Annotated in this window: 11 protein-coding genes, 1 tRNA gene and 1 pseudogene; 7 read left to right on the forward strand and 6 right to left on the reverse strand. The window is 63.8% G+C overall.

Going from position 1 to position 11,763, the window contains the following annotated elements:
- Positions 1-61 precede the first annotated feature (61 nt).
- From BUB09_RS05845 to BUB09_RS05860, 4 genes are all read right to left on the reverse strand, one after another.
- Positions 62-1,546: an O-antigen ligase family protein gene (locus tag BUB09_RS05845; protein WP_084083192.1), complete on the reverse strand. Its 1,485-nt coding sequence runs from the start codon at positions 1,544-1,546 to the stop codon at positions 62-64.
- Positions 1,547-1,635: 89 nt separating this feature from the next.
- Positions 1,636-2,058 carry a pilin gene (locus BUB09_RS05850; protein ID WP_072895339.1) on the reverse strand — a complete coding sequence of 141 codons (423 nt, stop codon included), beginning with the start codon at positions 2,056-2,058 and terminating at the stop codon, positions 1,636-1,638.
- Positions 2,059-2,304: 246 nt separating this feature from the next.
- The gene (locus tag BUB09_RS05855) at positions 2,305-2,727 is read right to left on the reverse strand and encodes a pilin (RefSeq protein WP_072895342.1); all 423 of its coding nucleotides are present in this window, start codon (positions 2,725-2,727) and stop codon (positions 2,305-2,307) included.
- Positions 2,728-2,994: 267 nt separating this feature from the next.
- On the reverse strand, positions 2,995-3,417 hold the full coding sequence (locus BUB09_RS05860; RefSeq protein WP_072895345.1) for a pilin: 423 nt from the start codon (positions 3,415-3,417) through the stop codon (positions 2,995-2,997).
- A 247-nt stretch (positions 3,418-3,664) separates the two neighbouring features.
- On the opposite strand from BUB09_RS05860, the gene leuS reads away from it, so the two are divergent.
- Genes leuS through def form a run of 5 tightly spaced genes read left to right on the forward strand, consistent with a single transcriptional unit; the run spans position 3,665 to position 8,684 of the window.
- Positions 3,665-6,340: a leucine--tRNA ligase gene (gene leuS / locus BUB09_RS05865; RefSeq protein WP_072895347.1), complete on the forward strand. Its 2,676-nt coding sequence runs from the start codon at positions 3,665-3,667 to the stop codon at positions 6,338-6,340.
- Positions 6,341-6,366: 26 nt separating this feature from the next.
- Positions 6,367-6,903, forward strand: coding sequence for an LPS-assembly lipoprotein LptE (locus BUB09_RS05870; RefSeq protein ID WP_245793150.1), 537 nt, complete (start codon positions 6,367-6,369; stop codon positions 6,901-6,903).
- Between the two features lie 52 nt (positions 6,904-6,955).
- Positions 6,956-7,768, forward strand: coding sequence for a DUF481 domain-containing protein (locus BUB09_RS05875; protein ID WP_084083193.1), 813 nt, complete (start codon positions 6,956-6,958; stop codon positions 7,766-7,768).
- A gap of 23 nt (positions 7,769-7,791) precedes the next feature.
- Entirely contained in the window at positions 7,792-8,157 is a 366-nt protein-coding gene (locus BUB09_RS05880) for a (2Fe-2S) ferredoxin domain-containing protein (RefSeq protein ID WP_072895352.1), read from the forward strand.
- Complete coding sequence (gene def / locus BUB09_RS05885) at positions 8,154-8,684, forward strand: peptide deformylase (protein ID WP_072895355.1); 531 nt, start codon at positions 8,154-8,156, stop codon at positions 8,682-8,684. The genes BUB09_RS05880 and def overlap by 4 nt, the downstream gene beginning before the upstream one ends.
- A 31-nt stretch (positions 8,685-8,715) precedes the next feature.
- Here the strand turns inward: def and mltF are convergent, their stop codons facing one another.
- Positions 8,716-10,164, reverse strand: a complete 1,449-nt coding sequence (mltF, locus tag BUB09_RS05890; protein ID WP_072895357.1) for a membrane-bound lytic murein transglycosylase MltF — start codon at positions 10,162-10,164, stop codon at positions 8,716-8,718.
- 238 nt (positions 10,165-10,402) lie between these two features.
- Here mltF and BUB09_RS05895 point away from each other — a divergent pair.
- A tRNA-Ser gene (locus BUB09_RS05895) sits at positions 10,403-10,495 on the forward strand.
- A gap of 305 nt (positions 10,496-10,800) precedes the next feature.
- Here the strand turns inward: BUB09_RS05895 and BUB09_RS05900 are convergent.
- Positions 10,801-11,031: a biotin/lipoyl-containing protein gene (locus tag BUB09_RS05900; protein WP_072895360.1), complete on the reverse strand. Its 231-nt coding sequence runs from the start codon at positions 11,029-11,031 to the stop codon at positions 10,801-10,803.
- A gap of 331 nt (positions 11,032-11,362) precedes the next feature.
- Between BUB09_RS05900 and BUB09_RS17155 the strand changes: the two are divergent.
- A pseudogene (locus BUB09_RS17155) lies at positions 11,363-11,763 on the forward strand (energy transducer TonB); the annotation flags it as partial.

The following is an 11,763-nucleotide window of genomic DNA, read 5'->3' on the forward strand; positions in this document are numbered from 1 at the left end:
CCCTCACAGGTTGAGCGGTTTACGCTCGGATTCGAATGGTGTTCCGAGCCTATTGCGGCCGTCAACCGCCAATCTTGAATCGCGTGGCACCTTGACCGACCGGGGTTGTGGCAGCCACGCCGCAGGTTTGCTCGAGCGGCACGATGCCCTGTGACCAGTAGCGCGGGTATAGCGTTTCGTCGGCACTCATGAAGTAACGGGTGTCGCCGCCGGCGCCGACGCAGTTCGCGCCGTCATGGACCGCCATCGCCAGAACACCCACGACCAAGCCGCAGCCGGCGATCCAGCCGGCCGTTACCTGCAATGACGGGCCTGGTATCGGCACATCCAAGCGAGCGGCCGTCAGCGACGGCAACGCGGGAAACCAGGCGATGCTGAGCATCAGCAGTGTCTGGCTCAACGGGTCGTTGGCGACGTTGGCCAGCAGTCCATGCACCAGCGCGGCGGTGATCGCGGCAAGCAGCGCGATCCCGGTCGACGCGTCGCCTCCGCCGATCGCGTGCGCGCGCAGCTGGCGCAAGGCCCGGCGGTAACTCGCGGCGATCACCGCGAGCAGCAGCAATGTCGCCGGCAGCCCCCATTCGGCGAGCCATTGCAGCGGCGCGCTGTGTGGCCCGGCCACCGAGCGCAGCGGATGCCGCCCCAGTTCGGCGTACAGCATTGGACCGATGCCGAGCAGCGGCGCGCTGACGAAGTCGGTCCAGGCGTCGCGATACAACGCGGCGCGGCCGCTGCTGCCGGCGCGGAGCAGCCCGCCGCCCGCCGACGGCACGTCGGCCAGCGAAATCAGCCACCACAGCGCTGCGCCGGACGCGAGCACGGCCAGTTGCTCGAACGCGAAGCGCCTCCCCTGGCGCCCGAAACAGGCCGCGGCGATCAGCGCGGCGACCAGCAGCGCCAGCACGCCGCCGCGTCCGCCGGAGGCGACCAGCTGCGAGGCGATCGCGACCGCCGCCAGCGAGCAGGCGACTGAGCCAATGCGGCCTTGCCGCGACGACGACATCAGCTGCGCCGCTAGCCACAGCAGCGGCAGCGCAAACGTCGCGGCTTTGGCGAAATAACGCGGATAGACGAACACGTCCCAGGCGCTGCTCAAGCTGCCGGCATCGCCGATGGCGATCGCGGCCGCATAAGCCGCGATGAACTGCAGGCCCAGCGCCAGCGGGCCGCAGCACAGCAGCAGCAATGCCGTGCGGGCCAGCGACGGTGACGTGGCGGTGCCTTGTCGCAGCTGCAGTGCGCCGATCGCCAGCGCCGCCAGCGTGCCGACTTCGATTGCCGCGTAATGCGGCAGCGCGCTGCGTGCAGCGGACCACAGGCCCAGTGCCAGCACGACCAGCAGGCTGCGCCCCGACCATGACCGCAGCGGCGCCATCAACGTTGCGGGATTCGCAGCTGCGGCCGTCACCAGCAATATCAGCAACAGGCACTGGGCCAGCCGCAGGTCGTCGTAACGCGTCTGCCACTGCGACGGCAACGGCAGCCCGCTCAGCATCCAGGCGCCAACAAGGGCGACAACGAACGTGATCGGTCGGCTTATCGGCATCGGTGGGTCCTGGAACCACGGCGCCGCCTCCGGGCGGCAGAAACAACGACGCCGCCCGGAGGCGGCGCCTTGTACGGCGTCTCAGCCGATCAGCTGGCCTTGACGTAATTCTGCGTGACGCAGCCGCCGCTGAAGACCCAGGTCAGGCGATCGCCGGTGACCGTCGGCGTCAGAACACAGGTCTCCGTCGCGACAATGCCCTTGTAGGCGTTGGGCGTGGCGGTGATTACGCCACTGGCGACCGCCAGCGTATTGAATGCCTTGACGGTCGATGCCGTCGGTGCGGCCGGGATGCCGTTGCTGCCCGCGTCGCAGCCGGTCAGCGTGCCCAGTTCGCCGTAGCAGACCTGAACCGCGGTCTTGTACGACGTCATTGCCGAGATGACCTCCGAATAGGCGGCCTTCTTGATGTAGTTCTGGTAAGCCGGAATGGCGATCGCGGCAAGAATGCCGATGATCGCAACGACGATCATCAGTTCGATCAGCGTAAAGCCTTGTTGTTTCTGGTCCATGGTGACTCCGGTTGCGGCGTGGATGGTGGGCGGCAACTGGCAACAGAGCAACCGGCATGCCGTCGCTGCAGTCAGATTAAAATTAGCAAAATCAACAACATGATATTGAGTGCGAGCTTGCGGCCTGACGCCGGCTGTCTGGCACTGACACTTCTTGTCAGCCCGTGTCACTTACCAACACGTCATTTGGGGCGCTGCAACGACAACGCCGCCTTGCGGCGGCGTTGTCGGCCCGGCTCAAGACGATCAGCTGGCCTTGACGTAGTTGTTCGTCACGCAGGCGCCGCTGAATACCCAGGTCAGACGATCGCCAGTGGCGGTCGGCGTCAGCACGCAGGTATCGGTGGCGGCAATGCCCTTGTAGGCGTTGGGCGTGGCCGTGATCACGCCGGTGGCGACGGTCAGCGTGTTGAACGCCTTGATCGTGGAGGCGGTCGGCGCGGCCGGAATGCCGTTGCTGCCGGCGTCGCAGCCGGTCAGGCCGCCGGTTTCGCCGTAGCAGACTTCAACGGCGGTCTTGTACGAGGTCATCGCCGAGACGACTTCCGAATACGCAGCCTTCTTGATGTAGTTCTGGTAGGCCGGGATCGCGATGGCGGCCAGAATGCCGATGATGGCAACGACGATCATCAGTTCGATCAGCGTGAAACCCTGCTGCTTGTTATTCATGTTGGAGACTCCAGGGGGTGGCGGGGACTGCAGTGTGATGCAGTTCGCAATCGCTGTGCCGCGAACGAGATCTTAAAAAATATAAATTAAATCAATGCGTTGATGGACAGAATGACCGATTTCAGAGTCGCGGTATTTGTCGGACACTGACAATTGCTGTCAGTTGTTGGCTCTTTTTGTGATGACGATCACAGTAAGCCCGATTGTTTTCTGAGCCACAAACGACGACGCCGCCCGTAGGCGGCGTCGTGGCCCGGCGGATGGGACTTAACTGGCCTTGACGTAGTTCTGCGTGACGCAGCCCCCACTGAAGACCCAGGTCAGCCGATCACCGGTGACCGTCGGTGTCAGAACACAGGTTTCAGTGGCGAGAATGCCTTTGTAGGCGTTGGGCGTCGCGGTGATCACGCCATCGGCCACGGCCAGGGTGTTGAACGCCTTGACCGTCGACGCCGTCGGGGCGGCCGGCACACCGTTGCTGCCGGCATCGCACTGGGCAAGCGCATTGGTCTCGCCGTAGCAGATCTGGATCGCCGTTTTGTACGAGGTCATCGCCGAGATGATTTCAGAGTAGGCGGCCTTCTTGATGTAGTTCTGGTAGGCCGGTATCGCAATCGCGGCCAGAATGCCGATGATCGCGACCACGATCATCAATTCGATCAGCGTAAAACCCCGTTGTTGGCTCGTCATGGCAGTTCCTCGTATCGACCTCAAGTTGGTTCAGTGGTCTGAGACGAGCAACGGGCGTGCCGATCGTTTTCCGATTTAACGGTAAGTAAAACAATGGTTTGAAGCTGCCGTCGAAAGCGGGCGTGACAGGCTTCGGCGGGGCCTGACAAATATTGGCAGTGTTCGCTACTGAACCCAGCGTCGGTGCAGCGGCCTGCTGCGCCCTCGCTGCTAAACTCAGCGACCCCGTCGATCAAGCAGAAGAAACATGCAGGAGCACTACAGCCCCGCCGAACTGGAAGCCGGCGCTCAGGCCTATTGGGAGACCCAACAGTCGTTCAAGGCCGTCGAGGATCCGGGCCGCGAAAAGTACTACTGCCTGTCGATGTTCCCGTACCCGAGCGGCAAGCTGCACATGGGGCACGTGCGCAACTACACGATCGGTGACGTGATCAGCCGCTACCAGCGCATGCTGGGCAAGAACGTGCTGCAGCCGATCGGCTTCGATGCGTTCGGCTTGCCCGCCGAAAACGCGGCGATCGCCAACAACACACAGCCGGCCAAGTGGACGTACGCGAACATGGAATACATGCGCGTACAGCTCAAGCGGCTGGGCTTTGCTTACGACTGGTCGCGCGAGCTGGCCACCTGCCGCCCCGAGTACTACCGCTGGGAGCAGTTGCTGTTCACGCGGCTGATGAAGAAGGGCCTGGTCTATCGCAAGGACTCGGTCGTCAACTGGGATCCGATCGACCAGACCGTGCTGGCCAATGAGCAGGTCGTCGATGGCCGTGGCTGGCGCTCCGGCGCCGTGGTGGAGCGCCGCTCGATCCCGCAGTGGTTCCTGAAGATCACCGCCTACGCACAGGAACTGCTCGACGACCTCGATCGGCTGCCCGGCTGGCCTGAGCCGGTCAAGACGATGCAGCGCAACTGGATCGGCCGCAGCGAGGGCCTGGAACTGCAGTTCCAGGTGTCGGGCGAAGCCGAGCCGCTGCGCGTGTACACGACGCGCCCCGACACCCTGATGGGCGTGACCTACGTTGCCGTCGCCGCCGAACATCCGCTGGCGCAGAAGGCCGCTGCTGACAACCCGGCGTTGGCGGCGTTCCTGCAGGATGCGGCGCGTAGCGGCGTTGCCGAAGCCGACATGGAAACGGCCGAAAAGCGCGGCATGGCGCTGGGTATCGATGCGATCCATCCGATCACCGGCGAGCCGGTGCCGATCTGGGCTGCCAACTTCGTGTTGATGGGCTACGGCACCGGCGCGGTCATGGCCGTGCCCGGCCACGACGAGCGCGACTTCGAGTTTGCGACCAAGTACGGCTTGCCGATCAAGCGCGTGATCTGCACGCCGGCCGAGGCTGAACTGGAAGCGCGCTTGGCCACTTTGGGCGATTTGTCAGACGAAGATGATGCGGTCGAAGGCTCGGCCAAGCAGCCGTTGCTGGCGCAACTGCGTGCGCTGCAGGCCGGCGCCACCACCGACCACGGCACGCTGATCAACAGCGGCGAATACGACGGCTTGGATTTCCGTCAGGCGTTCGATGCGATCGCTGCGCGCTTCGAAGCAGCGGGTACTGGGTCACGCCGCGTGAATTTCCGGCTGCGCGACTGGGGCGTGTCGCGCCAGCGTTATTGGGGCTGCCCGATTCCGGTGATCTACTGCGCGCACTGCGATGCGGTGCCGGTGCCTGAAGATCAACTGCCAGTCGTGCTGCCGGAGGACGTCGCGTTCACCGGCGTGCAGTCGCCGATCAAGGCGGATCCGGAGTGGGCACGAACCACCTGCCCGCAGTGCGGCGGCCTGGCGACGCGCGAAACCGACACCTTCGATACGTTCTTCGAATCCAGCTGGTATTTCGCGCGCTACGCCAGCCATGACAACGATCGGCAGATGCTCGACGAGCGTGCCGACTACTGGCTGCCGGTCGACCAGTACATCGGCGGCATCGAGCACGCGATCCTGCATCTGCTGTATGCGCGCTTCTTCCACAAACTGATGCGCGACGAAGGGATGGTCCGCTGCGACGAGCCATTCACGCAGTTGCTGACGCAGGGCATGGTCATCAAGGAGACCTACTACCGCGAAGCGGCCGACGGCAAGAAAACCTGGATCAACCCGGCCGACGTCGTGCTCGACCGCGACGCAAAGGGCCAGCCGGTCGCGGCGCGCCACGCAGTCGATGGCGAGCCGGTGGTCATCGGCGGCGTCGAGAAGATGTCCAAGAGCAAGAACAACGGCGTCGATCCGCAAGCGATGATTGAGCAGTACGGCGCCGATACCGTGCGCTTGTATTCGATGTTTGCGGCTCCGCCGGATTATTCGCTGGACTGGAAGGAAGAAGGCGTCGAGGGCATGGCGCGCTTCCTGCGCCGGCTGTGGCGCGGCGTGCAGCAGCATGTCGCGCGCGGCCCGGCACCGACGCTCGACGTGGCCGCGCTCAATGCACCACAAAAGGCGCTGCGCCGGCTGCTGCACGAAACCATCGCCAAAGTCGGAGACGACTACGGCCGCCGTCGCACGTTCAACACCGCGATCGCCGCGATCATGGAGCTGCTCAATGCCGTCGCCCGCTTCGACGCGGCCGACGATCAGGGCCGCGCCGTGCTGCAGGAAGTCTGGGAAGCAGTGACGCTGATGCTCAATCCGGTCACGCCGCATATCGCGCACCAGTTGTGGCGCGAGCTGCGCGGCAGCGACGATCTGCTCGCGCAGCGCTGGCCGCAGGTCGATGCCGGCGCGTTGACGCGCGACAGTGTGACGCTGGTGGTGCAGATCAACGGCAAGCTGCGCAGCAAGATCGAGGTTGCAGCCGATGCCACGCAGGATTCGATCATCGCCCAGGCCTTGGCCGACGAGGCCGTGCAGCGCTTCATCAACGGTACGCCGGTCAAGAAGCAGATCGTCGTGCCCGGCAAGCTCGTCAACTTGGTGATTTAGTGCATCGCATCGCCCGCCCGCTTTTGTTGTGCCTCGTACTGAGCGTGCTGCTCGGTGCCTGCGGCTTTCATCCGGCCGGCTCGCGGCCCTTGCCCGATGTGCTGCGACGCGTCTACGTCGATGTCGTCGTGCCGTATCGCGTGTCGGAGCCGCCACTGGAAGCATCGCTGCGGGCACGGCTGACGCGGCAGGGTGCGCTGGTCACCAAAGAAGCCGCCAGCGCCACGGCGACGATCAAGCTGACCAATCTGAAAGAAGGTCGCCAAGTGTTGTCGGTCGGCCCGGACGGCAAGGCGATCGAGTTTCTGCTGGTGACCACGGTCGAATACGAAGTCATCGACGGGGGACAGGTGCTGGTGCCGCCTGGCAGCTTGCGCGTCACGCGTGCCTACACCTTCAATACCGAACAAGTGCTGGCCAAAGAAGCCGAAGAAGCGCGGCTGCGCGAATACATTCAAGACCAGCTGGCCGAGTTGTTGCTGCTCAAGCTTGAAACGCAGCTGTCGCATCAACAGGGTCGCGTCGATGGCGCGCCGGCTGCCGTGGTCGACCCGCTTCCCTGACTCACGGGCGCGCGCCATCGCCGCCCCACTGGACGCCCGAGGACGGCCTTCGATGCAACCGATCAAGATCAAAACCCTGCTGGCTGTCGTGCTGCCATGGGTCTGCAGTGCGACGGTAGGCGCTGCCGAAGACGACGCGGCGGCGTCGCCAGCCGATGCAGCCGTGCAAACCGCAGCCGAGGTTGCTGACGCCCCGCCGTCAACGCCGCCACCGTGGTGGGGCGAAGCATCGGCCGGCGTGCTGACCACGTCAGGCAATAGCGAGACGCGAACCGCCAACGGCAAATTCACGCTCGACTATCAGCGGGCCGATTGGCGCAATGCGCTGCTGTTACAGGCCCTGCTGGCGGCCGATGACGGCCAGACCACCGGTGAACGCTACTTGTTGACCAACAAGGTCGACTACACGTTCTTCGAGCAAAACTATTTCTTCGCTGCCCTGGATTTCGAAAAGGATCTGTTCGGCGGCATTCGCCAGCGCACGTCGCAGACGCTGGGCTTGGGCCGTCACTTGCTGACCGGGCCCGCGCACCGGCTCGATGTCGAACTCGGTGCAGGCGCGCGGCAGCAGCAGGAGCAGGACTCGCTCGACAAAGACCGTGATCTGATCGGCCGTTTCGGCCTCGATTACCAGTACCGGATCAACGACAACAGCGGTGTGCGTCAGACGGTCAAAGTCGAATCTGGCGAGGCCAACACGTTCACGCAGTCGGTCACCGAGCTCAAGCTGTATGTGATCGGTAATCTGTTCACGTCGATCATGCTGACGGTGCAAAACAACAGCTCGGTCGATCCCGGCGTCAAGCATACGGACTCGACGACAGCGCTGAACTTCAGTTATGCGTTCGGCAACAAGCCGGGCTGACATTCCTTACAGCGAGCATTTCGATGAACGACGACGATCAGCCTGTTTCCGATGCGGTGCCCAGTGCCACGCCGCGTGCGTTCTATCGGCATCACGTGTTTTTTTGTACCAATGTGCGCGAGCCGGGCGAGCGACGGTCTTGTGGTCGCCACGGCGCCGTTGAAGCACGCGACCATGCCAAGCAGCGGATCAAGGAGATGAAGCTGGCCAAGCCTGGATCGGTGCGCATCAACAATGCCGGCTGCATGGAGCGTTGTGAGCTTGGGCCGTGTCTGGTGATCTATCCGCAAGGCACGTGGTATGGCTACAACTCGCAACAGGATGTCGACGAGATCATCGACCGTCACGTCGTCGGCGGCGAAATCGTCGAGCGGCTCAAGCTGCGATGATCCGCGAAGTGCTGCGGATGGGCGATGCTCGCCTGCTGCGCATTGCGCAGCCGGTCACTGCATTCAACACGCCGGAGCTGCGCGAGTTGATCGCCGACATGTTCGACACGATGCGCGCACTCAACGGTGCCGGCCTTGCCGCGCCTCAGATCGGCGTCGATCTGCGTGTCGTGATCTTCGGCTTCACGTCGAGCCCGCGCTATCCGCAAGCCGAAGCGGTACCCGAGACGATACTGATCAATCCCGTGCTGACGCCGATCGGCGACGAGATCGAAGAGGGTTGGGAAGGTTGCCTGTCAGTGCCGGGTTTGCGCGGCGTGGTGCCGCGTCACGCACGCCTTCATTACAGCGGCTACGACGTCAACGGCGAGCGCATCGAGCGTAGTGTCGACGGCTTTCACGCACGCGTCGTGCAGCACGAATGCGATCATCTCGACGGCATTTTGTATCCGATGCGCGTGCGGGACTTCACGCGCTTCGGCTTTCAGGACGTGCTGTTTCCTGGCGTGCCGATCCAGGACGACTGAATCGGCGGTGGCGCGCGCAAGCGCAGGCGCGCTACAGAATCGGCGAGCGGATTTTCAGCACTTGCTCGGCGTCCGGCACGACGTCGGACGGCGGTGCCATCGCCGGAGTCGTTGTGATTGCCGTGTCGCGGTTGTCGGCCATCGTCGTTCCGTCCGTGCTCGAGTCGGTGAGCCAGACCAGCATGTCGTAGTACGTGCGCACGTTGCCAACGAAGTGCATCGCCTGCCGGCCGCGCGCGTAACCATGCCGGGTGCGCTTGTACCACTTGGGCTGACCGAGCAGCGGCAATGATTGACGTACATCGAGCCAGCGCCGGCCGTCGCCGCCAAGACTATCGGTCAGTTCGCGCACATCGTTCAGATGACCCACGCCCATGTTGTAGGCGACCAGCGCCAGCCACGTGCGATCGGGCTCAACCACTTCGGGCGGCAGCTGGTCGATGATCGCGCGCAGATAGCGCGCGCCACCGGCAATGCTCTGGAACGGGTCTTCTCGATCGGCGACCTTCAAGTGCAACGCCGTCTGCGCGGTCAGCTGCATGATTCCGCGCACGCCGGTCGGGCTGATCGCGCCCGGATCCCAGTGCGACTCCTGATACGAGATCGCCGCCAGCAAACGCCAGTCCAAACCGTTCTGTGCCGCTGCCTTCTGAAATGCGCTGCGGTAGCGCGGCAAGCGGGTCTGCGCATGCGTGGCCAGCGCAACGGCGCCCAGCGCATCGACCTGTTCGATATGGCCAAAGTGTCGGTCGCGCAGCCTGGCCAGTTCGGTTTCGCCGATCGCGCCCAGATAGTCCGACGCGGCGTCGAACAAGCTTGAATCACGGTCTTTGGCGAAAGCCCAGGCAATGTCCTGCGAGTCCGCTAGCGCGAAGGCGACACGCAGTTTCGGGTAGTAGCGCTGGTTGATCGCGATCAGGTCCGAATGCGCGATCGTGTAGTCGATCTCGCCGGACGCGACTTTCTCGAGCAGGTCCTCGGCATCGTCGTCTTCGGTCTCGCTCCAGGTCAGCGCCGGTGCGCTGCGTTTGGCGATCAACAGATGCTCGGCATGCGTGCTGCCCTTGGGGACGACCAAGCTGCCCTTCAGGTCGGCCAGATTGTCGGGCGGCGCGGCGCCCATCCGGTAGACCAACTGCGGCACCACGGTCAGCAGCGGCTGGGAAAAACGCACGTGCTCGCCCCGGAGTCGACTCACTCCGAGGCTTGCGGCGGCCATATCGGCACTACCGGACCGCACCAACTCCAGCGCGGCCGGTGGCGAACTGGCCACCTCGATCTGCAATTCCACGCCCAACTTCTCGGCAAGACCACGCGCCAGGTCGTATTCAAAGCCCGTCGGGCCATCCGGGCCCTGGTAGTACGTCGTCGGACTATTGACCGTGGCGACCCGCAACACCTTGGTCTGCTTCACTTTTTCGAGTGAGCTGAGGCTCGGTGTACAGGTTGTCAGCGCAACACTGGCTGCGACGCTGAACATCAGCGTGGCAGCCCATGCACCCGGTTTGCGAAGAACAGTAGGCTTCACTGCGTCATTCATCTACAATGCACGCCCTATCGCTTCGGCCCGACACCCTAGCACATGCTTCCGTTCAGTTTGGCGAACGGCCGGCTTGGCAAAGTGTCCATCGGCGGGGCGAATTGGTCATCAAGGGCGCTGCAAAGTTCCCTGATGAAGCGAACCTTCGCGTAAGCGAAGGCTCGTAAGGCAGCACTGCGGAGAGGTACCGAAGCGGTCATAACGGCGCCGACTCGAAATCGGATGGTGGGTGAAAGCCTGCACAGGAGTTCGAATCTCCTCCTCTCCGCCACTTTTTTGTTGCTTTCCCGACAGCCACTTGCGGGCGATTCGGGTCACTGTCCAGCGCTGCTGATCGCGGCACGATCTTAGCCGCCAAGCGGCCCACGACGATTCCCGTTGTTCCGCCTTCCCGGTGTCGTGCTCCCCAAATCAGCTTCAGTCGGGTCATCGCTCGTCGTCGGCCGACGCGATCGGCGTCACGTTCTGATGCGCCGACTCGTACCGATCCAGCGGTTTGATTGCGCCGACCGGCGGTTGGACCGCGTCAGCCGCCTGTGCGGGCCGAGGGCGGTGCCGGGTACATGACGCGCCGGTTCAAACGATCTCGCCGAGGATCGTACCGACCGGGTATAGCGCACCAGCGGCCTTGTAGATCCGCACACGTCCGGCGACGGGCGCTTCGATCTCCTGCACCGACTTGTCGCTCTCGAGCGAGTACAGCAGTTGGCCCTGCGTCACCGATTGCCCTTCCTTGACGAACCATTCGGCCAAGGTGCCGTCGTTCATCGAAAAGCCCAGCTTGGGAAGAATGATTTGGGTGCTCATGGACGGGGTCCGCAGTCGGGTCGGGCCGGAACGGCCTTTTCACGGGATTGTAGCCGGCGGCTGTCATCATTCCCGTTATGCGATCGAGGAATGAAGGGCACACCAAAAGTTCGCTGGCAATTATGTCGGCTTCCCCTATCATCAGGTTCTCGAGCCTTTCCAGGCCATGCCGCCGGTGCGCTCCGCACTGAGACGATCATCCGGGCGCTGCGGACCGCGTCATGCGGATCGCGCCCGCAACCATAAAGGTGTTGTTTTGCTGACGATGCAGACATTCGTGCATGTGGCCGCAGGCGGCTGCGCTGCGCCCGCAGAGCGGCGGTAATCGCTGATGGATTTCTCCGGTAAGCCCCAAGGTACGCGCCGCGTCACCGCCATCGGTGCGGTCATCGTGTTCCACATTCTGCTGTTGTACGCGCTCGTCAGCGGCCTGGCCCGCAAGGCGATCGAAGTGCTGCCGGCGCCGTTCGAGACGCAGATTCTCGACGAGCAGCGTGCCGAAGAAGAGCCGCCACCACCGCCTCCGCCGCCGCAGCTCGACATTCCGCCGCCGCCGTTCATTCCGCCGCCCGAAATCAACATCGCCACGCCGCCGCCGTCGTCGGCCAACACGATCACCACGCAGAGCGTGGTGGCCACGCCGCCCGCACCGCCACCGCCAAAGGCCGCGCCGGTCAGCCGTCCGCCGGTGGTCAAGGCCAATGCCTGCCGCCAGCCCGAATACCCGCCGGT

Origin of the sequence: Hydrocarboniphaga daqingensis (assembly GCF_900129825.1) — a bacterium.
Taxonomy (GTDB): Bacteria; Pseudomonadota; Gammaproteobacteria; order Nevskiales; family Nevskiaceae; genus Hydrocarboniphaga; species Hydrocarboniphaga daqingensis.

Bases quoted from the DNA above. Each gene is read 5' to 3' on its own strand.
- BUB09_RS05880 (WP_072895352.1), top strand. From the start codon at position 7,792: ATGAACGACGACGATCAGCCTGTTTCCGATGCGGTGCCCAGTGCCACG.
- BUB09_RS05875 (WP_084083193.1), top strand. From the start codon at position 6,956: ATGCAACCGATCAAGATCAAAACCCTGCTGGCTGTCGTGCTGCCATGG.
- leuS (WP_072895347.1), top strand. From the start codon at position 3,665: ATGCAGGAGCACTACAGCCCCGCCGAACTGGAAGCCGGCGCTCAGGCC.
- BUB09_RS05845 (WP_084083192.1), bottom strand. From the start codon at position 1,546: ATGCCGATAAGCCGACCGATCACGTTCGTTGTCGCCCTTGTTGGCGCC.
- BUB09_RS05850 (WP_072895339.1), bottom strand. From the start codon at position 2,058: ATGGACCAGAAACAACAAGGCTTTACGCTGATCGAACTGATGATCGTC.
- mltF (WP_072895357.1), bottom strand. From the start codon at position 10,164: ATGTTCAGCGTCGCAGCCAGTGTTGCGCTGACAACCTGTACACCGAGC.
- BUB09_RS05860 (WP_072895345.1), bottom strand. From the start codon at position 3,417: ATGACGAGCCAACAACGGGGTTTTACGCTGATCGAATTGATGATCGTG.
- BUB09_RS05855 (WP_072895342.1), bottom strand. From the start codon at position 2,727: ATGAATAACAAGCAGCAGGGTTTCACGCTGATCGAACTGATGATCGTC.
- def (WP_072895355.1), top strand. From the start codon at position 8,154: ATGATCCGCGAAGTGCTGCGGATGGGCGATGCTCGCCTGCTGCGCATT.
- BUB09_RS05900 (WP_072895360.1), bottom strand. From the start codon at position 11,031: ATGAGCACCCAAATCATTCTTCCCAAGCTGGGCTTTTCGATGAACGAC.